Source organism: Paraburkholderia sp. BR10882 (assembly GCF_040948855.1).
Taxonomy (GTDB): domain Bacteria; phylum Pseudomonadota; class Gammaproteobacteria; order Burkholderiales; family Burkholderiaceae; genus Paraburkholderia; species Paraburkholderia nodosa_A.
The window spans coordinates 346,398-368,201 of sequence record NZ_JBFPKP010000001.1 but is presented as its reverse complement, the minus strand read 5'-3'; the positions used below and the strand labels follow the sequence as shown (position 1 = coordinate 368,201).

At 65.3% G+C, this 21,804-nt stretch carries 17 protein-coding genes; 8 read left to right on the top strand and 9 right to left on the bottom strand.

Annotated features, from left to right (window positions below; all coding sequences use genetic code 11):
• Positions 1-32 precede the first annotated feature (32 nt).
• Together aceK and AB3X99_RS01660 are read right to left on the bottom strand one after the other, a co-directional pair.
• Entirely contained in the window at positions 33-1,835 is a 1,803-nt protein-coding gene (aceK, locus tag AB3X99_RS01665; protein ID WP_368616246.1) for a bifunctional isocitrate dehydrogenase kinase/phosphatase, read from the bottom strand.
• Between the two features lie 25 nt (positions 1,836-1,860).
• Entirely contained in the window at positions 1,861-2,289 is a 429-nt protein-coding gene (locus AB3X99_RS01660; RefSeq protein WP_368615974.1) for a MerR family DNA-binding transcriptional regulator, read from the bottom strand.
• A 229-nt stretch (positions 2,290-2,518) separates the two neighbouring features.
• On the opposite strand from AB3X99_RS01660, the gene AB3X99_RS01655 reads away from it, so the two are divergent.
• Positions 2,519-3,589, top strand: coding sequence for an MBL fold metallo-hydrolase (locus AB3X99_RS01655; RefSeq protein WP_368615973.1), 1,071 nt, complete (start codon positions 2,519-2,521; stop codon positions 3,587-3,589).
• 78 nt (positions 3,590-3,667) lie between these two features.
• Here the strand turns inward: AB3X99_RS01655 and lolA are convergent, their stop codons facing one another.
• On the bottom strand, positions 3,668-4,375 hold the full coding sequence (gene lolA, locus AB3X99_RS01650) for an outer membrane lipoprotein chaperone LolA (RefSeq protein ID WP_368615972.1): 708 nt from the start codon (positions 4,373-4,375) through the stop codon (positions 3,668-3,670).
• Positions 4,376-4,465: 90 nt separating this feature from the next.
• Positions 4,466-6,787 (bottom strand): DNA translocase FtsK, encoded by a 2,322-nt coding sequence (locus AB3X99_RS01645; protein WP_069262711.1) that lies wholly within the window; start codon positions 6,785-6,787, stop codon positions 4,466-4,468.
• Between the two features lie 408 nt (positions 6,788-7,195).
• Between AB3X99_RS01645 and trxB the strand changes: the two genes are divergently transcribed.
• Positions 7,196-8,191, top strand: coding sequence for a thioredoxin-disulfide reductase (trxB, locus tag AB3X99_RS01640; protein ID WP_342948530.1), 996 nt, complete (start codon positions 7,196-7,198; stop codon positions 8,189-8,191).
• A gap of 35 nt (positions 8,192-8,226) precedes the next feature.
• Positions 8,227-9,003, top strand: coding sequence for a Smr/MutS family protein (locus AB3X99_RS01635; protein WP_069262713.1), 777 nt, complete (start codon positions 8,227-8,229; stop codon positions 9,001-9,003).
• Positions 9,004-9,102: 99 nt separating this feature from the next.
• Here AB3X99_RS01635 and AB3X99_RS01630 read toward each other — a convergent pair whose 3' ends face one another.
• The 4 genes from AB3X99_RS01630 to AB3X99_RS01615 all read right to left on the bottom strand — a co-directional run bounded on the left by AB3X99_RS01630 (position 9,103) and on the right by AB3X99_RS01615 (position 13,422).
• Entirely contained in the window at positions 9,103-10,221 is a 1,119-nt protein-coding gene (locus AB3X99_RS01630; RefSeq protein ID WP_069262714.1) for an ABC transporter ATP-binding protein, read from the bottom strand.
• Positions 10,222-10,261: 40 nt separating this feature from the next.
• On the bottom strand, positions 10,262-11,119 hold the full coding sequence (locus AB3X99_RS01625; RefSeq protein ID WP_368615971.1) for a carbohydrate ABC transporter permease: 858 nt from the start codon (positions 11,117-11,119) through the stop codon (positions 10,262-10,264).
• Positions 11,109-12,050, bottom strand: a complete 942-nt coding sequence (locus AB3X99_RS01620; RefSeq protein ID WP_069262716.1) for a carbohydrate ABC transporter permease — start codon at positions 12,048-12,050, stop codon at positions 11,109-11,111. The genes AB3X99_RS01625 and AB3X99_RS01620 overlap by 11 nt, the downstream gene beginning before the upstream one ends.
• 124 nt (positions 12,051-12,174) lie before the next feature.
• Complete coding sequence (locus AB3X99_RS01615; protein WP_069262717.1) at positions 12,175-13,422, bottom strand: ABC transporter substrate-binding protein; 1,248 nt, start codon at positions 13,420-13,422, stop codon at positions 12,175-12,177.
• A 576-nt stretch (positions 13,423-13,998) separates the two neighbouring features.
• Here AB3X99_RS01615 and zwf point away from each other — a divergent pair.
• The 3 genes from zwf to AB3X99_RS01600 all read left to right on the top strand — a co-directional run bounded on the left by zwf (position 13,999) and on the right by AB3X99_RS01600 (position 18,160).
• Positions 13,999-15,468 carry a glucose-6-phosphate dehydrogenase gene (zwf, locus tag AB3X99_RS01610; protein ID WP_069262718.1) on the top strand — a complete coding sequence of 490 codons (1,470 nt, stop codon included), beginning with the start codon at positions 13,999-14,001 and terminating at the stop codon, positions 15,466-15,468.
• A gap of 93 nt (positions 15,469-15,561) precedes the next feature.
• Positions 15,562-16,263, top strand: coding sequence for a 6-phosphogluconolactonase (gene pgl / locus AB3X99_RS01605; RefSeq protein ID WP_368615970.1), 702 nt, complete (start codon positions 15,562-15,564; stop codon positions 16,261-16,263).
• A complete protein-coding gene (locus AB3X99_RS01600; RefSeq protein ID WP_342948527.1) occupies positions 16,244-18,160 on the top strand; it encodes a bifunctional transcriptional regulator/glucokinase in 1,917 nt (638 codons plus the stop codon). The genes pgl and AB3X99_RS01600 overlap by 20 nt, the downstream gene beginning before the upstream one ends.
• A gap of 92 nt (positions 18,161-18,252) precedes the next feature.
• Here AB3X99_RS01600 and AB3X99_RS01595 read toward each other — a convergent pair whose 3' ends face one another.
• A complete protein-coding gene (locus tag AB3X99_RS01595; protein WP_368604003.1) occupies positions 18,253-19,485 on the bottom strand; it encodes a Bcr/CflA family multidrug efflux MFS transporter in 1,233 nt (410 codons plus the stop codon).
• A gap of 220 nt (positions 19,486-19,705) precedes the next feature.
• Here AB3X99_RS01595 and AB3X99_RS01590 point away from each other — a divergent pair, with 220 nt between their 5' ends.
• Complete coding sequence (locus tag AB3X99_RS01590) at positions 19,706-20,245, top strand: hypothetical protein (RefSeq protein WP_368615969.1); 540 nt, start codon at positions 19,706-19,708, stop codon at positions 20,243-20,245.
• A 208-nt stretch (positions 20,246-20,453) separates the two neighbouring features.
• Positions 20,454-21,779: a glutamate-1-semialdehyde 2,1-aminomutase gene (gene hemL / locus AB3X99_RS01585; RefSeq protein WP_368615968.1), complete on the top strand. Its 1,326-nt coding sequence runs from the start codon at positions 20,454-20,456 to the stop codon at positions 21,777-21,779.
• The last annotated feature ends 25 nt before the right edge of the window (positions 21,780-21,804 follow it).

The following is a 21,804-nucleotide window of genomic DNA, read 5'->3' as shown; positions in this document are numbered from 1 at the left end:
CCGTTTGCATTCGCTGTTGGCCGCACGCGCGTTCAGGCAACGCGCGCGACCGGCGCGTCTTCACGCCCGAAACGTTCTGGGTAACACACGCTAAAACGAATCGATGCGTCGTAGGGAAAGCAGTCCGGCACTTCGCCCGCGATGAGCCTCGCGCGGCTTTCCTGCCAGAGCCCGGGCTCGAAGAAGTCCGCGTGATGGGCGAGAAATGCGCGCTTCACGCGCGGATCGCCGAGCAAAAATGTGCCGTACGTCTCCGGAAAGATGTCGCGCGGGCCGACCGGGTACCATGGCTCGCCCGATAGTTCGTCTTCCTCATTACGCGGCGGCGGCACGGCGCGCACGTTGCAGTCGGTGAGATATTCGATCTCGTCGTAGTCGTAAAACACCACGCGGCCGTTGCGCGTCACGCCGAAATTCTTGTAGAGCATGTCGCCCGGAAAGATGTTCGCGCGCAGCAGGTCCTTGATCGCGTTGCCGTATTCGCGAATGCCATGCTCGACTTCCGCGTCGCTGCCGTTCTGCAGATAGAGATTGAGCGGCACCATGCGCCGCTCGATGTAGACGTGACGGATCACGAGGTTATCGCCCTCGTACTCGAGCATCGAGGGCGCCAGCGTCTGCAGCTCACGCACGAGCGCGTGGTCGAGCCGCGCGATGGGCAGCGCCACGCTCGAATATTCCAGCGTGTCGGCAAGGCGCCCAAGCCGGTCGTGGCGCTTCACGAGCTGATACTTCGCTTCGACCTGCTCGCGCGTAGTCTCTTTCGGCGCGGGAAAGCTGTCCTTGATGACCTTGAACACATACGGATACGAGGGCAGCGTGAACACGATCATCACCATGCCGCGGATGCCGGGCGCGACGATGAACAGGTCGCTCGAATGCGAGAGGTGGTGCAGCAAGTCGCGATAGAACAGGTTCTTGCCCTGCTTCTGCAACCCGAGCGACGTGTAGATTTCGCCCTTGGCCTTGCGCGGCATGATGGTGCGCAGAAACTCGACATAGGCAGACGGCACTTCCATGTCCACCAGAAAGTACGAGTGCGAGAAGCTGAAGAGGATGAGCAGCTGCTCCGTGCGCAGCAGCACCGTGTCCAGTGCAAGCTTGCCCGACTCCACATGACGGATCGGCACGACGAACGGCGCGAGCAGATCGCCGTTGATGATGCGCCCGACGATATACGCGCCTTTGTGCCGGAAAAACAGCGACGACAGCACGTGAATCTGGAAGTTCGGCTTGGGCTCGACCACACCAAAGGTGTCGAGCATCGTCTGCATGATGCAGTCGACGTCGCGCCCGAGATCCTCGAACGGCGTCTGCAGCTGGAAGTTCGTGACGATGCGCTCGAGCGTCGCCGCGACGCCGTCCTTGCCCGGATAGTACGCGCGGTAAGTGGGCTTCGCGGCGGGCTCGTCGTTCTCGATGTATTCGGTCGAGATGGCGGGCCGCACGAAGATGAAATCGTTGTTGAAGTACGAGCGATGCAGGATCTTGCAGCACACGGAGTTGAAGAACGTCTCCGCGCATTCGGGCTGCCGGTGCGTCGTGAGCAGGCCGATGTAGTGCAGCTTGATCTGCTGCCACACCTCGTCGTCGATGCTCTCGGCACCGTATTCGTCTTCGAGCGCGACCACGCATTCCTTCACGCGATCGTCGTAAGAGGCGATGCGCTCGCGCGCAAGCTGCTGCAGGGCGCGCCAGTCGGCGGCCTCGAAGAACGTCCGCGCCCTCGCCGCCGCGTCGCAGAAGTTGTGGTAGTGACGGTTGAAGCCGTCGAGCATGGTCTGCGCGACATCGAAGCCGATCTGCGAAGAAAGCAGTTTCGGGAAGTGTTTCATGGCGGCCATGCCCGTTGCGCGGGCGTCAGGGTTTCGCGCGAGCGACGGCGGGAGCGTCGCTTTCGTGCGCCACATTCCTGTCGAGCAGCGCGCGCGCCTGGGACTCGTACTGCGCGAGGTCTTCGAGCGTCGCGTCGAGGTCCGCGCGCTGGCGCTCGAGTATCTCGCGGTGATGCACCACGGTGTCGAGGAACGCCTGGAGTTGCGGGAGCGTGTCGGTCGGCGACTCGTAGAGGTCGAGCAGCGTGCGGATCTCCGAGAGCGTGAAGCCGAGGCGCTTGCCGCGCAGCGTCAGCTTCAGCCGCGTGCGATCGCGCCCCGAAAAGACGCGCTTCAGGCCACCCGCGCCTTCCCGGCTGGGTGCCAGAAGGCCCTGGTCCTCGTAGAAACGGATCGCGCGCGGCGTTACGTCGAATTCCCGGGCGAGTTCGGTAATCGTGTACTGGGTTGTCATGGTGTGCAAAAGGCGGCTGGCCCGGCTGTTGTCTGCACGACAGCGCGCGGGACGATAGAATCGACGTTTACGTTATCGTCAAGTACGCGGTTACGCAACCGGCAGGAGCGACGCGCAAGACGCGCTTTGCATGGGGCCGGAGTCGGTGCTCAAGCGCTAACTCTGGTCGACCGTTTTACATGGGACCAGAGTAAGCGCTAACTCTGGTCGACAGGAGAAGACACCCCCAATGAACGCCCTCGAACACCAGCTCGACTATCCCTACGCCGACACCCTGCCGGAGCCCGGCCTCGCCTTCGACGTCGCGCCCGGCGTGAAATGGCTGCGCATGCCGCTGCCGTTCGCGCTCGACCACATCAACCTCTGGCTGCTGCGCGACGAGATCGACGGCCAGCAAGGCTGGACTGTGGTGGACTGCGGCATCACCAACGACACCATCAAGGCCCGCTGGGAAGCCGTGTTCGAGAATCAGCTGGAAGGCCTGCCGGTGCTGCGCGTGCTCGTCACGCATTGCCACCCCGACCATATCGGCCTTGCACACTGGATTTGCGCGGGCGGGGACAAAGCGCGCTGGGACGTGCGCCTGTGGACCACGCTCGGCGAATACATGCAGGCCCGCGTGATGGCGGCCGGCGACGGCTCGAACGCGGGCGGCGAAGGCGCCGCGCGTCATTTCGCGCGTCACGGGCTTAAGGACGAAGCCTCGCTCGACAAGCTGCGCAACCGCCGCGGCTACTACGGCAGCCTCGTGCCAGCGCTCCCCACGCAGTACCGCCGCCTGCGCGAAGCCGATACGGTGGCGATCGGCGGCCGCGACTGGCGCGTCATCACAGGCTACGGCCACTCGCCCGAGCATTGCGCGCTGTTCTGCGAAGCAACCGGCGTGCTGATCTCCGGCGATATGGTGCTGCCGCGCATCTCGACCAACGTCTCCGTGTTCGACATGGAGCCGGAAGGCAATCCGCTCGGCCTCTACCTCGAATCGCTCGGCCGCTACGAAACGCTGCCCGAGAACACGCTCGTGCTGCCCTCGCACGGCAAGCCGTTTCGCGGCGTGCGCATGCGCATCGCGCAGTTGCGCGCGCACCATGACGCGCGTCTTGCCGAAGTGATCGAAGCGTGCGGGCGAGCGCCGCAAAGCGCCGCCGACATCGTGCCGATGATGTTCAAGCGCGAGCTCGACATCCACCAGATGACTTTCGCGATGGGCGAGGCGCTCGCGCACCTGAACCTGCTGTGGCTCGAAGGCAAAGTCACGCGCACGACCGGCGCGGACGGCGTGATCCGCTTCACGGCCTGACAAACCGCTGCGCACAAAGAAAAACGGGCGGCCTGCAAAGAGCCGCCCGTTTTTACGTGGTGCGTGAGGTGAACGGCTTTAGTTCGAGCCGCCCGTGATCAGATCGGCGCCTGGCGGCCGCACGAACTTGAAGGTCGAAGCCGGCAGCGTCGGGTTCTTCTCGATGTTGGAGAACGTGAGCAGCGTCACGTTGCCGAACACGTCGTGCAGCTCCATGGCTTCGAGGTTGCCGTCGCGAAAGCCGATGCCCACGCTCTTGAACTGCGTGTCCTTCGACTTCGGAATCAGCTCCAGCCAGTCGATGCCGTTCTTCACGCCCGCGTCGGAGAGCGTGAAGTTCTTGTCGAGATCGTTGCTGCCGAACAGGATCGCCGCCGGGCTCGCGCCGAGCGCGCCGCCGAGCTTGCGCTCGGTCACCTGGTTCAGGTCCTTGTCATAGACGTAGAGGTTGTCGCCGTCCGACTGCAGCACCTGCTGATACGGCTTCTCATACGACCAGATGAACTTGCCGGGCCGCGCGAACACGAATGTGCCGCTCGAAGTCTTGGCGTTCATCGTGGCCGTGGCAATGGCGTCGCTGGCGTTCTTCGCGCCCGAGGGCGCCTTGAGTTCCCGCTGCACGAAACTGCCGCGCGCGGAATGGACCTGTGAGACGAACTGCTTCAGTTGATCGGTGCCGCTCGCATACGCCTGCGAGACCATCAGGACCGACGCGCCAAGCGCAGCGAAGAGCGCGCGGCGCGCGGCGCGCGCAAAGCGGGTCGGTAGTCCAGCCGGATACTGCATCTATCGTTCTCCAAGAGGTGTGTCTTTGGCCGTCGGGTTGCCGCAGCCGCTGCCGGGCCGTTGCCAAGGCGCGCGGCGGCCTGGCATGGCTTATTCGGCGTCGCCGCGGTTGGGCACGAGGATCTCGCGGTTGCCGCTCGACGACATCGCCGAAACGAGCCCGGACTGCTCCATCTGTTCGAGCAGCCGCGCCGCGCGGTTGTAGCCGATGCGCAAGTGCCGCTGCACGAGCGAAATCGACGCGCGGCGATTCTTGATGACCACTTCGACGGCCTGGTCATACAGTGGATCGGACTCGTCGCCAGTGCCGCTGGTTCCCGCAGCGGTGCCCTCGTCGCCTTCGCCGCCCACCCCGCCTTCGAGAATGCCCTCGATATAGTTCGGCTCGCCCTGCTCCTTGAGCTTCTCGACGACGCGGTGCACCTCGTCGTCGGCGACGAACGCGCCGTGCACGCGCACGGGCAGACCCGTGCCCGGCGGCAGGTAGAGCATGTCGCCCATGCCCAGCAGCGACTCGGCGCCCATCTGGTCGAGAATCGTGCGCGAGTCGATCTTCGAGGAGACCTGGAACGCAATGCGCGTCGGCACGTTGGCCTTGATGAGGCCGGTGATGACGTCCACCGAAGGCCGCTGCGTCGCGAGAATCAGGTGGATGCCGGCGGCGCGCGCCTTCTGCGCGATACGTGCGATCAGCTCTTCGACCTTCTTGCCGACCACCATCATGAGGTCGGCGAGTTCGTCGATCACGACCACGATATGCGGCAGCTTCTGGCACGGTTCCGGATCGTCAGGCGTGAGGCTGAACGGGTTCGGGATCTTCTCCTCGCGCTTGTTCGCCTCTTCGATCTTGTTGTTGTAGCCGGCGAGATTGCGCACGCCCAGCTTGCTCATGAGCTTGTAGCGGCGCTCCATCTCGGCCACGGTCCAGTTCAGCGCGTTGCCGGCCTGACGCATGTCGGTCACGACCGGGCAGAGCAGATGCGGAATGCCCTCGTAGACGCTCATTTCGAGCATCTTCGGATCGATCAGGATCATGCGGACCTGCTCGGCGCTCGCCTTGTAAAGGAGCGAGAGGATCATCGCGTTGATCCCCACCGACTTGCCCGAGCCGGTCGTGCCGGCCACGAGCAGGTGAGGCATCTTCGCGAGATCGGCGCATACCGGCTTGCCGCCGATGTCCTTGCCAAGGCCCATGGTGAGCGCCGAAGGCGCGTCGGAATAGACCGCCGAGCCGAGGATTTCCGAAAGACGCACAGTCTGGCGGCGCTGGTTCGGCAGTTCCAGCGCCATGAAATTCTTGCCCGGAATCGTTTCCACCACACGGATCGAGACGAGCGAGAGCGAACGCGCGAGATCCTTCGCGAGGCCCACGATCTGGCTGCCCTTCACGCCCGTGGCCGGCTCGATCTCGTAGCGCGTGACGACCGGGCCCGGATACGCGGCCACCACGGCGACGTCCACGCCGAAGTCCTTGAGCTTCTTCTCGATCAGGCGCGAGGTGAATTCGAGCGTGTCGTCGGAGATGGTTTCCTGGGTGGCCGAAGCCGGGTCGAGCAGCGAGATCGCCGGCAATGTGGAATCGCCCGGCAGATCCTTGAAGAGCGGCACCTGACGCTCTTTCTCGACGCGCTCGGAGCGCTGCGGCGTGACCACCGGCGGCACGATCGTAACCGGCTCGTGTTCCTCGATCTTCACGCGGCCACGCTCGACCTTGCCTTCGCGCTTGACGGCCGCCGCTTCGCCGAGCTTGCGGTCGCGGCCCGCCTCGCGGCGCAGCCTCGCCATGGTCACGGCGTTGATGATGTATTCGCCGACCTTTTCGGCGACCGAAAGCCACGAAAAGCGGAAGTAGAGCGAAAGACCGATCGCGAGCCCGAGCAGCAGCGCGAGCGTACCGCCCGTGAAGCCGAGCGCGTGTGAAACGCCGCGCGCCACCGCGCCGCCCACCACGCCGCCGGGCGTCTGGGGCAGTTGCACCTTGAGCGACCACATGCGCAGCGCTTCGATGCCGCAGCTCGACAGCATGACGAGCACGAACGACAAGGCTTCGGCGACCCAGCTGATGTCGCGCGGCTTGTCCTCGTCATCGTCGGCAATCGCTTCGTGGCGCGTGATGCGCTGGTAGTTTGCCGAGATGAGGCGCCCGAGCAGCACGATCCACCAGTAGGCGGACAGGCCGAACAGCAGCAGCAGGATGTCCGAGACGCGCGCGCCGACGCGCCCCGCCCAGTTCGAGATGTGATCGACCTGGGCCGCGTGCGTCCAGCTCGGGTCGTGGCGGCTGTAACTGATGAGCGCCATCAGCAGGAATACGCCTAGCGCGACCTGCAGAATCCAGCGAATTTCGGTGAAAAGGCGCGACATGCGGTGAGGCAATGCCTGCGCCTGCGCGGAAAAGGGAGCTTTGGCCATTGAATCCTGGGCTGATTCTTGATGCGTTTGCGGTCCGCCAGTCCTTCCGTATGCCCGAAACCCCGGGCAGACGGGCGCGGCCGCCGTCGTCCGATCGGGCCTATTGTAAACGCGTTGTTTCGGCCCCGGCGGCCCCTCGCTGTAAATGACGGTAACTGACAACGCTGCGGGCGCGCCACAAAGCGACATCCGGCCGCGCCGCACCCGCCGATCCGCACTGCGCGCCCCGCCCGCGACGCCCAGGCTATCGCGCCGATGAGGAAGCTTCATCGAGCGGCGAACGTCCCCCGCCTTTATAATTGCCGGCTGATGCCCAATTACATGCGTGAGCCCCGCCGCAATGCCGGGCGGCCCTCGCCGGGCGCCCGACCTTACGCGCCACGCAGCGTCTTTCTACGGAATTCGATCATGTCTGCAACCAAACACGCCAAAGTCCTGATTCTCGGTTCCGGCCCCGCCGGCTACACGGCCGCCGTCTATGCGGCGCGCGCGAACCTGTCGCCGCTGCTCGTCACCGGCCTGGCCCAAGGCGGCCAGCTCATGACGACGACCGACGTCGAAAACTGGCCCGCAGACCCGAACGGCGTGCAAGGCCCCGAACTGATGCAGCGTTTCCTCGAGCATGCCGAACGCTTCAATACGGAAATCGTGTTCGATCACATCCATACGGCCAGGCTCGACGAAAAGCCCATCCGCCTGATCGGCGATTCGGCCGAGTACACCTGTGACTCGCTCATCATCGCGACCGGCGCGTCGGCGCAATACCTCGGCCTGCCGAGCGAAGAGCTGTACATGGGCCGCGGCGTCTCGGCGTGCGCGACCTGCGACGGCTTCTTCTACCGCAACCAGCACGTCGCCGTGATCGGCGGCGGCAACACGGCCGTCGAAGAAGCGCTCTACCTCTCGGGCATCGCGAAGAAGGTCACGGTCATTCACCGCCGCGACAAGTTCCGCGCCGAGCCGATCCTGATCGACCGCCTGCTGGAAAAGGAAAAGGAAGGCGTGGTCGACATCAAGTGGGACCACGTGCTCGACGAAGTCAAGGGCAACGAAGGCGGCGTAAACGGCCTGCGCATCAAGAACGTGAAGACGGGCGAGACCACCGAGCTCGACCTGCAGGGTCTGTTCGTTGCGATCGGCCACAAGCCGAACACGGACATCTTCGAAGGCCAGCTCGAGATGAAGAACGGCTACATCATCACGAACGGCGGCCTGAACGGCAATGCTACCGGCACGAGCGTGCCGGGCGTGTTCGCGGCCGGCGACGTGCAGGATCACGTCTATCGCCAGGCGATCACGAGCGCGGGTACGGGCTGTATGGCCGCACTCGACGCGCAGCGCTACCTCGAGACCGTCAACGAGCTGGGCCAGGCGCACGTGATGAGCGCCGAAGCCGACCGCTGAGCCGGACGAGCGGGCTTCACCCAGCGTTTTTCGTCATGCCCAAGAACGTGCCCCACCCGGGCGAGCCCAGGCGCCCCGCCCCGGCTCGCCAGGCTCCAGCGCCCACGCCGGCTCCGGCAACGGAAGAAGCCACGCCAGGCAAGACGGCTTCTGGCTTCGCCGGCCTCGGCAGCCTGCGCGACGCGCTCAAGGTGCAAACCCGCCAGCGCGAGCGCGAACGCGTGGCCGCGCAGGCGGCGCGTGTCGAAGCCGCCGCCGACAGTGATCTCTTTCGCCGCGAGATCGGCCAGATCGCGCCGCTCAAGCAGCCCGCGCGCGCGCAGCCGCGCCGGGCAGCACCCGTGCCGTTGCCGCTGCAAACGCGGCTCGACGAGCAGGCCGTGCTGCACGAAGCGATCTCCGACGAATTCGACCCGGAAGCGTTTCTCGACACCGACGACTCGCTCTACTATCACCGCCCCGGCGTGAGCGAGGAAGTCGTCAAGAAGCTGCGGCGCGGCACGTGGATCGTGCAGGCGCAACTCGACCTGCACGGCATGCGCCGCGAGCAAGCGCGCGAGGCGCTACAGGACTTCATCCGTGAAGCGGGCAAGCGCGGGCTGCGCTGCGTGCGCGTGATCCACGGCAAGGGCCTCGGTTCCGTCGGCAAGGAGCCCGTGCTCAAGGGCAAGGTGCGCGCGTGGCTCGTGCAGAAGGAAGAAGTCATCGCGTTCTGCCAGGCGCGGCCGCACGACGGCGGCGCGGGCGCCGTGCTCGTGCTGTTGCAGCCGCACCCGGTCGGACACGGGCAGCATCATACGCACGCGCCCTGACCGAACCCGTCATCGTCGCGCCGATACGAAAAAACCCCGTTGCTGCTTGCGCAGCGAACGGGGTTTTTTTATCGCGCCGGACAAACCGGTGAACGAAGATCAGGCGATACGTGCTTCCGTCTTCGGGTCGAACAGCACGGCCTTCGAAACGTCGAACAGCAGATCCATGTTGTTGAGCGGCTGCGGATTCGCGCCCGGGTGCACGCGGCTCACGATGCGCTTGCCGTTGACCTGCGCGAACACGAGCGTGTCCGGACCGGTCGGCTCGATCACATCGACCTGCACCGCGTGGCGCTGCAGTTCGTGGCCGTGGCCGTCGTGCGAGCTGCGCGCGTCGGTGATGCGCTCGGGGCGCAGGCCCAGCACCACATTCTGGCCGATATGGCCGCGCACCTTGTTCGCGTCGAACGGCAGGTTCAGCACGTTGCGCGCCACGCCCGTGTCGAGCTCGATGCCGATGCCCGAACCCTGCTCCACCAGCTTGCCTTCGATGAAGTTCATCGGCGGCGCGCCGATGAAGCCCGCGACGAACAGGTTCGACGGCGAGTCGTAGATGTCCTGCGGCGCGCCGAACTGCTGCACGATGCCGTCCTTCATGACCGCGATGCGGTCGCCGAGCGTCATTGCCTCGATCTGGTCGTGCGTCACGTAGACGATGGTCTTGCCCACGCGCTGATGCAGCAGCTTGATTTCCGAACGCATCTCGATACGCAGCTTGGCGTCGAGGTTCGAAAGCGGTTCGTCGAACAGGAACATGATCGGATCGCGCGCCAGTGCGCGGCCCATGGCGACGCGCTGACGTTGGCCGCCCGAAAGCTGGCCCGGCTTGCGGTCGAGCAGATGCTGGATCTGCAGCATGCTCGACACGCGGTCGACGATCTGGGTCTGCTCGGCCTTCGGCACCTTGCGGATGTTCAGGCCGAACGAGATGTTCTCGCGCACCGTCATCGACGGATAGAGCGCGTACGACTGGAACACCATCGCGATATCGCGATCCTTCGGCGAGAGGTTGTTCACCACCTTGCCGTCCATCATGATCTCGCCCTTGGTCACGGTTTCGAGACCCGCGATCATGTTGAGCAGCGTCGACTTCCCGCAGCCCGAGCCGCCGACCAGAATCAGGAACTGGCCGTCTTCGATGTCGATGTTGACGCCCTTGAGGACGGGCACCCCGTTCGGGTAGGTCTTGTAGACGTCGCGAATGGAAAGGCTTGCCATGCTATGAATCCTTTAATCGAATGCGCGTTCTGTCGCGCAGTTAGCCCTTCACCGCGCCCGCCGTGAGGCCACGCACGAAGTAGCGGCCGGCGATTACGTAGACGAGCAGCGTGGGCAGCGCGGCGATGATCGCGCCGGCCATGTCGACGTTGTATTCCTTCACGCCCGTGGACGTGTTCACGAGATTGTTCAGCGCCACCGTGATCGGCATCGAATCGACGCCCGAGAACACGATACCGAACAGGAAGTCATTCCAGATCTGCGTGAATTGCCAGATCAGGCACACCATGAAGATGGGCAGCGAGATCGGCAGCATGATGCGCGTGAAGATCATGAAGAAACCGGCGCCGTCGATGCGCGCGGCCTTCACGAGTTCAGCGGGCACGCTCACGTAGAAGTTGCGGAAGAACATCGTGGTGAACGCAATGCCGTACACGACGTGCACCAGCACCAGACCGCCGATCGTGTTCGACAGGCCGAGGAAGCCTTCGAGACGCGCCATCGGCAACAGGATGGCCTGGAACGGGATGAAGCAGCCCACCAGCAGCATCGTGAAGAGCGCGTCCGCGCCGCGAAAGCGCCAGTGCGTGAGCACGTAGCCGTTGAACGCGCCGATGATCGACGAGATCAGCACGGCCGGAATCACCATCTTCACCGAGTTCATGAAGAACGGCTGCATGCCGTCACAGCGCACGCCGGTACACGCTTCGCTCCACGCCTTGACCCACGGCGCGAAGGTCGGGCTCGTGGGCAGCGAGAGCATGGTGCCCGTGTGAATCTGGTCGAGCGACTTGAACGACGTCGACAGCATCACGTAGAGCGGGAACAGGAAGTACAACGCGAACAGGATCAGCGCCGCATAGATGACCACGCGGCTCACGTTCATCTTAGGCTGCATTGCGCGTGCTCCTCGATTCCAGATACATGAGCGGCACGAGCACGGCCACGACCGTGGCGAGCATCATCATCGACGAAGCTGCGCCGACGCCGAGCTGCCCGCGGTTGAACGAAAACGTGTACATGAAGATGGCCGGCAGCGACGACGACGTGCCCGGACCACCGGCCGTCAAGGCGACGACGAGGTCGAACGTCTTGATCGTGATGTGGCACAGGATCAGCAGCACGGAGAAAAACACCGGACGCATGCTCGGAATCACGATCTTGCGGTAGATCGTGGGCAGCGTCGCGCCGTCCACCTGGGCCGCCTTGAAGATCTCGCTATCGACACCGCGCAGACCGGCGAGGAACAGCGCCATGCAAAAGCCCGTGGATTGCCACACGGCGGCGACCACGATACAGAAAATGGCCTTGTCCGGGTCGTTGAGCCAGTCGATGTGGAAGCTCGTCCAGCCGATGCTGTGCATCACCTGCTGAATGCCGAGGTCCGGATTGAAGATCCACTGCCATGCCGTGCCCGTCACGATGTACGAGAGCGCCATCGGATAGAGGAACACCGCGCGCAGCGCGCCTTCCTGACGAATCTGCTGGTCGAGCAGGATCGCGAGGAACAGCCCGAGCCCTACGCAGATCGCGATGAACGGGATGCCGAACCATCCGAGGTTCTGCGCCGACGTCCACCAGACGTCGTTCGCGAACAGCTCGCGATAGCGGTCGAGACCCGCGAATTCATAGCGCGGCATCAGTCGCGAGGTCGAGAGCGACAGATACCCGGTAATGAGAATGAAGCCGTAGACGAATACGAGGCTGATCAGAATGCTGGGCGAAAGCACCAGCTTCGGGATCCAGCGGTCTGCGAGCGCCGCCATGGGCGACGCGCGGCGGGTAGCAGGCGTGGCCGCCTTGCCGTTGCCGCTAAGAGAAGCAGTCACTGCGCAACTCCTGGTACGGTGCGAAAACCGCTTTCGCACGATGATGGGGTTCAGAGAGTGAACCGTCATGCCCGGGGCGCGCCACGTATGGCGCCCCCCGTCTTACAGCACTAACCTGCTACGCTCACTTCGTCTTCGCAGCCTTCGCGAGCGCTTCGACCGCGCTCTTCGAATCCTGGTTCGAGTTCATGAACTTCGTCACGACGTCGGTGATCGCACCGGCCGTTGCGTCCGGCTGAGCCATGCCGTGAGCGAGCGACGGCACATAGCCGCCGGCCTTGATCGCGACCTGCTCATCCGCGTACGACTTCTTCGCGCATGCGTCGAACTTGCTCATGTCCACGCCGAGACGAACCGGAATCGAACCCTTGTACAGGCTGAACTGCTCCTGGAAGCCCGGGCTCATGATCGTCTTCGCGAGGGCGAGCTGGCCAGGCGTTGCCTCCTTCTGGCCCTTCTGCTGGAAGAACACGAACGAGTCGACGTTAAAAGTGTAGGCCTTTGCCGTGCCCGGCACGGCTGCGCAAACGTAGTCCGTATCCGGCTGCTTGTTCGCGTTCGCGAACTCGCCCTTGGCCCAGTCGCCCATGAACTGCATGCCGGCCTTGCCGTTGATGACCATGGCCGTGGCGAGGTTCCAGTCGCGGCCCGTGCGGCCGTTATCCATGTACGACTCGATCTTGCGGACCGTGTCGAACACGCCGACCATCTGCTGCGACGTGAGGGTCTTCTGGTCGAGGTCGACGAGTGCCTTCTTGTAGAAGTCCGCGCCCTGCGAGAGGACCACGTCTTCCCACAGCGTCAGGTCCTGCCACGGCTGACCACCGGCGGCGACCGCCTGGATGCCCGCGGCCTTCATCTTGTCGGCCAGCGCGAAGAATTCCGGCCACGTGGTCGGCGCCTTGCCGCCCACCTTGTCGAGCGCTGCCTTGTTGATCCACACCCAGTTCACGCGGTGCACCGAGAACGGCGCTGCCACGTAGTGGCCGTCGGCGTGCATGATCTTGTCGATCTGCGGCGGCAGATTCGCCTTCCAGTCGCCGGCGACGGAGTCGACGTTCACCAGCACGCCCTGCTCAGCCCATTCCTGGATCAGCGGACCCTTGATCTGGGCGGCCGTCGGTGCGTTGCCCGAGATCACCTGGGTCTTCAGTGCGGTCATGGCCGCCGCGCCCGCGCCACCGGCGACCGCGAAGTCCTTCCACACATAGCCCTGCTTCGTCATGTCGTCCTTGAGCACGCCGACGGCCTTCGACTCGCCGCCCGAAGTCCACCAGTGCAGCACTTCGAGGGACTCGGCCGCTTGCGCCGTGGCGACGCCACCCAACAGACCTGCTGCGCACAGGGCGCCCATGATCGCGCGGAATTTCATTGCTTATCTCCTCCAGACACCTGAACAAAAAACGATTGGCCCCTGATCACCAGGGTGCGGTGGTTGGTCAAACAGGCAAAACAGGCAAAACACTGGACGGACGGGCGCCGGAGTGCCGCGCGCGCGTGCTTTTCATTAGATGCGCGCGGGCCGCGTGCCGGTTACCGGCCGCAGGACGCTCAAGAGATGAGTGGTTCGGAATGCAACTTGACTGTCTCCTCTTTTGATTTTCACCGGTCACCCGACCGGCCGAGGCGCCGCTTGCGTCACGCGGCCTTGAAGCCTCCGCACGGCGGGGAACCGGGCGCACGGCTCGCTGGCAAGCCGGGCTGAGTCCCGCGTGGTTCTCCGTTAACATGAGGGGGCATTCCGTCCGCTCGCGAAACCGCGCAAACCGCCTAGCTGGCTGCGTTCCACGCTTTTTTCATCGAATGAACGTTACCTCTTGATTTGGATTGTAGTTAAACTACAATTCAGTGTCAAAAAAAATTTTATCGGACTACGGCCGCCCGATCGCCCACACAGACGGGCACCCGTTGTACCCTGCAGCGGCCCCCAGGACTCTGACCGAGACTCATGCAAACCCCGATCGATTCAGGTTTCACGTTCGTGCTCTTCGGCGCCACCGGCGACCTGTCGATGCGCAAGATCCTCCCCGCCCTGTATGAAGCGCACCGTTCAGGCATGCTCGCCCAGGCCGGCAAGATCGTGGGCGTCGCGCGCCACGAAGAGGATCGTGCAGCGTACATCCAGTGGGTCGACGAGCACGTCAAGCCGCACGTGAAGAAGAACGGCGGCTTCGACGACAACGCGTGGGCCAGCTTCCTCGAACGCATCGTCTATGTGAAGCTCGACCTCTCGCGCGCCGAGGACTTTACTCACTTGCGCGACGGCATCGCGTCGCTGCCCGGCATTCGTGTGTTCTATCTGGCGACGGGCCCGTCGCTGTTCGTGCCGATCTGCCGCGCGCTTGCCGCCGTGGGGCTGAACGAGAATTCGCGCATCGTGCTGGAAAAGCCGCTCGGCTACGACCTCAAGTCGTCCAACGCGATCAACGACGCCGTGGGCGAGATCTTCGCCGAAGGCCAGATCTACCGGATCGACCACTACCTCGGCAAGGAGCCGGTGCAGAACCTGCTCGCGCTGCGTTTCGGCAACGCGCTCTTCGAGCCGCTGTGGCGCCGCGAATGGGTCGAGAGCATCCAGATCACGATTGCCGAAGAACTGGGCGTCGAAGCGCGCGGCGACTTTTATGACAACACTGGCGCGCTGCGCGACATGGTGCAAAATCACCTGTTGCAGTTGCTTTCGATCGTCGCCATGGAGCCGCCGCATTCGATGGATTCGGATTCGGTGCGTGACGAAAAGCTTCGCGTGCTGCGCGCGCTCAAGCCGATCAACCCGCTCGACATCAGCAAGGTCGCCGTGCGCGGGCAGTACCATGCGGGCGTGATCCGCGGCCAGGCGGTGCCGGGCTATGCGACCGAGCATGGCGTGAAACCCGAAAGCCACACGGAAACCTTCGTCGCGCTCAAGGTGGAGATCGAAAACTGGCGCTGGGCGGGCGTGCCCTTCTTCCTGCGCACCGGCAAGCGTCTTGCCGACCGCGTGGCCGAGATCGTCGTGAACTTCCGTCCGGTGCCGCATTCGGCGCTCGGCGCACCGGCGCTGCGCCCCGGCGCGAACCGCCTCGTGATCCGCCTGCAACCGAACGAGAACATCCGCCTCTACTGCCTCGCGAAGCAGCCCGGCGAAGGCATGAATCTCGCGAGCGTGCATCTGGATCTCGCGTTCGACCAGTTCTTCCGCGAAGGCCAGATGGAGGCCTACCAGCGCCTGCTGCTCGACGTGATCAACGGTCGCCTCGCGTTGTTCGTGCGGCGCGACGAGCAGGAAGCGGCGTGGACGTGGGTCGAGCCGATCCTCAACGAGTGGGCGGCAACGCCCCGCGCGCCCAAGCCGTATGCGGCCGGCACATGGGGACCGGCGGCCGCGAGCGCGATGCTTGCGCAGCACGGCACCTGCTGGCTCGAAGAAGAGAATTGATGGGATTGCATGGCGGCGCGCACAGCGAGCGCGACGCCGGACCGGACAGATGAACTACCCCGTAGACCTACAAAAAAGCAGCATGGAGGAGAAGTGATCGAGCTTCACGTATTCGACGACCCGCGCGTCCAATCCGACGCGCTGGCGCGAGCCGTGGGCGACGCGCTACATGCGTCGCTCGCCGCTCAGCAGGCGGCGCCCGGTACTGCCGCGCGCCGTGCAACGCTTGCCGTCTCCGGCGGCACGAGCCCGCGCCCCTTCCTCGAGGCCCTTTCGACGCACCGTTTCGACTGGGCGCACATCGACGTCACGCTCGTCGACGACCGCTGGGTGCCGGACACCGACTCCGCGAGCAACGCGCGCCTCGCGCGCGAGACGCTGCTGACGCACGAAGCGGCGCACGCGCACTTCCTGCCGCTCGTCGACGTGGCGCAAGACCTCGACGCGCGTGTCGCCGCGCTCAACGCCGACCCTGCCCGCAAGCTGCCGAACGTCGCCGTACTCGGCATGGGCGAGGACGGCCACACGGCCTCGATCTTCGCCGACGCCCCCGAATGGCACCAAGCGATCACCACGGCGCGCCCGTTCGTGGCCGTGCATCCGCAGGCAGCGCCCCATGCGCGCGTCTCGTGGTCGATGCAGGCGCTGCGCCAGGTCGATCGGCTGTTCCTGCTGATCGCGGGACAGCGCAAGCTCGAAGTGCTGCAACAGGCCGCCGCGGCCGAACAAAACAACGCCATCTCGAAGCTGGCGAACGACAAGGGAGTGAGACTCGATGTCTACTGGTGCGCCTAATAAAAACGCCCCTGGCGCAGGCCAGCACGCCGACGGTCCGAGGCTGCTCGCCGACATCGGCGGAACCAACGCGCGCTTCGCGCTGGAAACGGGTCCGGGCGAAATCGGCCAGGTGCGCGTGTATCCGTGCGCACAGTATCCCGGCGTCGCGGAAGTAATCCAGCAATACCTGAAGGACAACAAGATCGGCCGCGTGAATCATGCGGCCATCGCGATTGCGAATCCGGTCGACGGCGACCAGGTGCGCATGACCAATCACGACTGGACCTTCTCGATCGAAGCGACGCGTCGCTCGCTCGGCTTCGACACGCTGCTGGTCGTCAACGACTTCACCGCGCTCGCCATGGCGCTGCCCGGCCTGACCGACTCGCAGCGCGTGCAGGTAGGCGGCGGCCAGCGCCGCCAGAACAGCGTGATCGGCCTGCTCGGGCCGGGCACGGGTCTCGGCGTCTCGGGCCTGATTCCCGCCGACGACCGCTGGATCGCGCTCGGCAGCGAAGGCGGCCACGCAAGCTTCTCGCCGCAGGACGAGCGCGAAGACATCGTACTGCAGTTCGCGCGCAAGAAGTGGCCGCATGTGTCGTTCGAGCGCGTGTGCGCGGGGCCCGGCCTCGAGCTCATCTACCGTGCGCTCGCCGCACGCGACAAGAAGAAACTGCCTGCCGATCTCGGCACGGCTGAAGTCGTGCAGCGCGCGCACGACGGCGACGCGCTCGCGCTCGAGACCGTCGAATGCTTCTGCGGCATTCTCGGCAGCTTCGCGGGCAACATCGCGATGACGCTCGGCTCGCTCGGCGGCATCTATATCGGCGGCGGCGTGGTGCCGCGCCTGGGCGACCTCTTCACGCGCTCGTCGTTCCGCCAGCGCTTCGAAGCGAAGGGCCGTTTCGACACCTATCTCTCGAACGTCCCCACCTACGTGATCACGGCGGAGTATCCGGCGTTCCTCGGCGTGTCGGCGATTCTCGCGGAGCAGCTGTCCAATCGCGCGGGCGGCGGCTCGTCGGCCGTGTTCGAACGCATTCGCCAGATGCGCGACGCGCTCACGCCCGCCGAGCGCCGCGTGGCCGACCTCGCGCTCAACCATCCGCGCTCGATCATCAACGATCCGATCGTCGATATCGCGCGCAAGGCCGACGTGAGCCAGCCCACGGTCATCCGCTTCTGCCGCTCGCTGGGCTGCCAGGGCCTCTCGGACTTCAAGCTCAAGCTCGCCACGGGCCTCACGGGCACGATTCCGGTGAGCCACAGCCAGGTGCATCTGGGCGACACCGCCACCGACTTCGGCGCGAAAGTGCTCGACAATACCGTCTCGGCGATCCTGCAACTGCGCGAGCACCTGAACTTCGAGCAGGTCGAGAATGCGATCACGCTCCTCAACGGCGCGCGCCGCATCGAGTTCTACGGCCTCGGCAACTCGCATATCGTCGCGCAGGACGCGCACTACAAGTTCTTCCGCTTCGGCATCCCGACCATCGCCTATGGCGACCTGTACATGCAGGCCGCTTCCGCCGCGCTGCTCGGCAAGGGCGACGTGATCGTGGCCGTGTCGAAGTCGGGCCGCGCGCCGGAACTGCTGCGCGTGCTCGACGTCGCCATGCAGGCGGGCGCGAAGGTGATCGCGATCACGTCGAGCAACACGCCGCTCGCCAAGCGCGCGACCGTGGCGCTCGAAACCGATCACATCGAGATGCGCGAATCGCAGCTTTCGATGATCTCGCGCATCCTGCATCTGCTGATGATCGACATCCTCGCGGTGGGCGTCGCGATTCGCCGTGCTTCACCCGATGCGGACCTCGGCAACGCCGTCGAAAAGGTGCGCGAGCATGCCGACGACGATGCATCGGCCGTGCTCGACTGGCTGAGCCACGGTGCTTCGCCCACGGCGCGCGACTGAGGTCGGCTCATTCATCGACTCATTCGAGCGATGAAAAAATGGGACGCTTCGGCGTCCCATTTTTTATTTTGCACGTCAGATCGACGTACGGCTCACGGCGTTGCCGTTCGCACCGCGTCCGGCGCCGGCGTGCCGTGCCACTTCACGACGAGCGCGCGCCCCACCCACGTGAGCAGACCGCATACGCCGATCGTCACGCCCATGCCGAACGGCGAGATGCCCGGGAACCAGCCGACGACGGCGCTCGCGAGCGCGCCGAGCGCGAGCTGCGTCGCGCCGAATACCGCCGCCGCCGCGCCCGCGTTCTTCGGATAGCGGTACATGAGATCGGTCGCGCAGTTCGCACCGAGCAGCCCCACCACGCTCACCACGAAGAACAGGCCAAACACGATCGACCACAGGCCGCCCCAGCCCGTCACGCACATGAGCGCGACGAAGAGCGACGCGACGATGCTCACGCCCGAAGCGATCGACACCATGCGCAGGGTGCCGAGCCGCCCGATGAAGCGCGTGTTGAGGAAGTTGCCGAGCATGATGCCGAACACGTTCGCGCCGAAGAAGAAGCCGTAGTGCTGCGGCGAAACGTGGAAGTACTCGATATAGACGAACGGCGTGGCCGAGATATAGGTGAACATCGCGGCGAACGCCATGCCGCCGCAGAGCATGTGCCCCCAGACGAGCGGATCGCGCAGCAAGCGCCCATACGCCGCGAACGAGCGCAGCACGGCCGCGCTTTCGCGCTTTTCCGGCGGCCAGGTTTCCGGTACGCGCAGATAGGCCGCCACGGCGCACGCGAGGCCGAACAGCGTGAGCGCAACGAACACCACGCGCCAGCCGCCGATCAGCAGCAACTGTCCGCCGATCAGCGGTGCGAGCAGCGGCCCGATCGCCGTGACGATCGCGACCATCGAGAGGACTTTGGCAGCGTCCGATGGCTCGTGGGCGTCGCGCGCGATGGCCCGCGAGAGCACCGAGGCCGCGCCCGCGCCGAGCGCCTGCAGAAAGCGCACGATCACGAGCTCGCCCACCGAGAACGAGAGCCAGCAGGCAATGCTGGCCACCGTGAAGAGCGCGATGCCGCCGAGCAGCACGGGGCGGCGGCCGTAAGCGTCGGAAACCGGGCCGTAGAGCAGCATGCCGATCGAAAAGCCGGCCATGAAGCTCGTGAGCGTCGAGGCCGCAGCGGCAGCGCTCACGCCGAACGACTGCGCGATGGCGGGCAGGCTCGGCAGATACATGTCGGTGGCGAGCGGGCCGCAGGCGGCGAGTGCGCCGAGCAACAGGATCAGCCGGCCATCGGGCCGGCGGCGCGGGGAATGGGACATGGTGTGTGTGGCGGCGAAACTCGCGCGGCTCGCGCGGTCTCGATGTCAAGGGCCGATTCATCCGTCGCTGCAGGAGCGGACGAAAGCGGACAAAAACAGCAACGGAGTGCCGCCGAATTGTACCTGACACCCCTTGCCCGCCATCTGCCGCCCTACATGCGGCGGCGGCGCGGCTTTGCGCTAAGCTGCCCGCTTTCGCTCAACTTGCCGCGTTGCCGACATGACCGCCTTCCTGCTCATCTGGAGCCCCAAGAAGTGGCCCTGGCCCGAACTGCCCGACTTCGCGCTCCGTGTGCGCGCCGGGGAAGCCGTCGCCGACACCTGGGGATGCGGCTTCGCACGCGGCATCCTGCCGGGAGACCGGGTGTTCCTGCATCGTGTGGCTGCCGAGCCGCGCGGGCTCTTCGGTTCCGGCTACGTCACGCGTGCACCCTACGAAGTGCCGGACGCCGCGTACAAGCGCGGCTACCGGCTGTGTATCGACTTCGTCTACGACTGGCTCGTCGACGCGGGCGAGGATGTCGTCATCGCGCGCGACGACTTGCGCGTGCACCCGTTTTCGATCCAGACCTGGGACGCACAGAGTTCGGGCACCGTCATCAAGCCGGCGGCCGAAGGCGCGCTGGAAAAACGCTGGGCCGAACTGACCGGGCGGCGGCCCATGCCGGCGCCGGCCGTCGCGGCCATGCAGGCATGGCACGACAATCTGCGCGACACGGCGCCGCACCTCGCGCCGCCAGCCCGCAAAGGCAGAAAGTAGCAGGAAAAAAGGGGCCGTCAGCGCGCTGACCCGGGGCGCGCCGGGGACCGCCCAGACCGACCGGACGGGCCGGCCCGATCCGCGCGACTCCGGTACAATTTCAAGAGAACAGCCCCATCGCCCGCGCCCCTGCGGCGCCGCATGGGTCCGTACGCCGGCCCGTTTCGTCAGCGCCGCGCGCCACACCACTTTCGCAGGTCCAGCACTCATGTCCAACACCCAGTCCAGCACGCAGAACCGCAACGAAGCCCTCTTCGAACGCGCCCAGCGCACCATTCCGGGGGGCGTGAATTCGCCCGTGCGCGCGTTCCGCTCGGTCGGCGGCACGCCGCGCTTCATCGAGCGTGCGCAAGGGCCGTACTTCTGGGACGCCGAAGGCAAGCGCTATATCGACTACATCGGCTCGTGGGGCCCGATGATCGTCGGCCACGTGCATCCGGAAGTGCTCGAAGCGGTGCACCGCGTGCTCGCGAATGGCTTCTCGTTTGGCGCGCCCACCGAGGCCGAGATCGAGATCGCCGAAGAAATCTGCAAGATCGTCCCGTCGATGGAGCAGGTGCGCATGGTGTCGAGCGGCACCGAGGCGACCATGAGCGCGCTGCGTCTCGCGCGCGGCTTCACGAAGCGCGACCGCATCGTGAAGTTCGAAGGCTGCTACCACGGCCACGCCGACAGCCTGCTCGTGAAGGCCGGCTCGGGGCTGCTCACGTTCGGCAACCCGACGTCGGCGGGCGTGCCGGTGGACATCGCGAAGCACACCACCGTGCTCGAATACAACAACGTCGCGGCGCTCGAAGAAGCGTTCAAGGCGTTCGGCGACGAGATCGCCGCCGTGATCGTCGAACCGGTCGCGGGCAACATGAACCTCGTGAAGGCCACGCCCGAGTTCATCGGCGCACTGCGCAGCCTCACGGCGAAGCACGGCAGCGTGCTGATCTTCGACGAAGTGATGTGCGGTTTCCGCGTCGGCCTGCGCGGCGCGCAGGCGCTCTACGGCGTCGAGGCCGACATGGTGTGCCTCGGCAAGGTGATCGGCGGCGGCATGCCGGCGGCGGCCTTCGGCGGCCGTCGCGAAATCATGGATCATCTCGCGCCCAACGGCTCGGTCTATCAGGCAGGCACGCTCTCGGGCAATCCGATCGCGGTCGCGGCGGGCCTGAAAACGCTGCAGCTCATCCAGGCGCCCGGCTTCTACGAGCAGCTCACCGCGAAGACCGAACGTCTCGCGAAGGGGCTGTCGGCCGCGGCGCGCGAAACGAAGGTGCCGTTCGTGGCGGATTCGGTGGGCGGCATGTTCGGCCTCTATTTCGCCGACAACGTCCCGGGTAGCTTCGCCGAGGTCACGAAGAGCGACATCGCGCGCTTCAACCGCTTCTTCCACCGCATGCTGGACGCGGGCGTCTACTTCGCGCCGTCGGCCTACGAGGCGGGTTTTGTCTCGAGCGCCCACGACGACGCGATCCTCGACGCGACCATCGCCGCGGCGCGCAGCGCGTTTGCAGCGGAAGCCGCGGCGGAAAACGTCACGCAATAAGGCATCACGCCAACGACCGCCGGCG

What these genes read in the sequence shown, in the direction of transcription:
- aceK (WP_368616246.1), bottom strand. Translation starts at nt 1,835, where the DNA reads ATGAAACACTTCCCGAAACTGCTTTCTTCGCAGATCGGCTTCGATGTC.
- AB3X99_RS01660 (WP_368615974.1), bottom strand. Translation starts at nt 2,289, where the DNA reads ATGACAACCCAGTACACGATTACCGAACTCGCCCGGGAATTCGACGTA.
- AB3X99_RS01655 (WP_368615973.1), top strand. Translation starts at nt 2,519, where the DNA reads ATGAACGCCCTCGAACACCAGCTCGACTATCCCTACGCCGACACCCTG.
- lolA (WP_368615972.1), bottom strand. Translation starts at nt 4,375, where the DNA reads ATGCAGTATCCGGCTGGACTACCGACCCGCTTTGCGCGCGCCGCGCGC.
- AB3X99_RS01645 (WP_069262711.1), bottom strand. Translation starts at nt 6,787, where the DNA reads ATGGCCAAAGCTCCCTTTTCCGCGCAGGCGCAGGCATTGCCTCACCGC.
- trxB (WP_342948530.1), top strand. Translation starts at nt 7,196, where the DNA reads ATGTCTGCAACCAAACACGCCAAAGTCCTGATTCTCGGTTCCGGCCCC.
- AB3X99_RS01635 (WP_069262713.1), top strand. Translation starts at nt 8,227, where the DNA reads ATGCCCAAGAACGTGCCCCACCCGGGCGAGCCCAGGCGCCCCGCCCCG.
- AB3X99_RS01630 (WP_069262714.1), bottom strand. Translation starts at nt 10,221, where the DNA reads ATGGCAAGCCTTTCCATTCGCGACGTCTACAAGACCTACCCGAACGGG.
- AB3X99_RS01625 (WP_368615971.1), bottom strand. Translation starts at nt 11,119, where the DNA reads ATGCAGCCTAAGATGAACGTGAGCCGCGTGGTCATCTATGCGGCGCTG.
- AB3X99_RS01615 (WP_069262717.1), bottom strand. Translation starts at nt 13,422, where the DNA reads ATGAAATTCCGCGCGATCATGGGCGCCCTGTGCGCAGCAGGTCTGTTG.
- zwf (WP_069262718.1), top strand. Translation starts at nt 13,999, where the DNA reads ATGCAAACCCCGATCGATTCAGGTTTCACGTTCGTGCTCTTCGGCGCC.
- AB3X99_RS01600 (WP_342948527.1), top strand. Translation starts at nt 16,244, where the DNA reads ATGTCTACTGGTGCGCCTAATAAAAACGCCCCTGGCGCAGGCCAGCAC.
- AB3X99_RS01595 (WP_368604003.1), bottom strand. Translation starts at nt 19,485, where the DNA reads ATGTCCCATTCCCCGCGCCGCCGGCCCGATGGCCGGCTGATCCTGTTG.
- AB3X99_RS01590 (WP_368615969.1), top strand. Translation starts at nt 19,706, where the DNA reads ATGACCGCCTTCCTGCTCATCTGGAGCCCCAAGAAGTGGCCCTGGCCC.
- hemL (WP_368615968.1), top strand. Translation starts at nt 20,454, where the DNA reads ATGTCCAACACCCAGTCCAGCACGCAGAACCGCAACGAAGCCCTCTTC.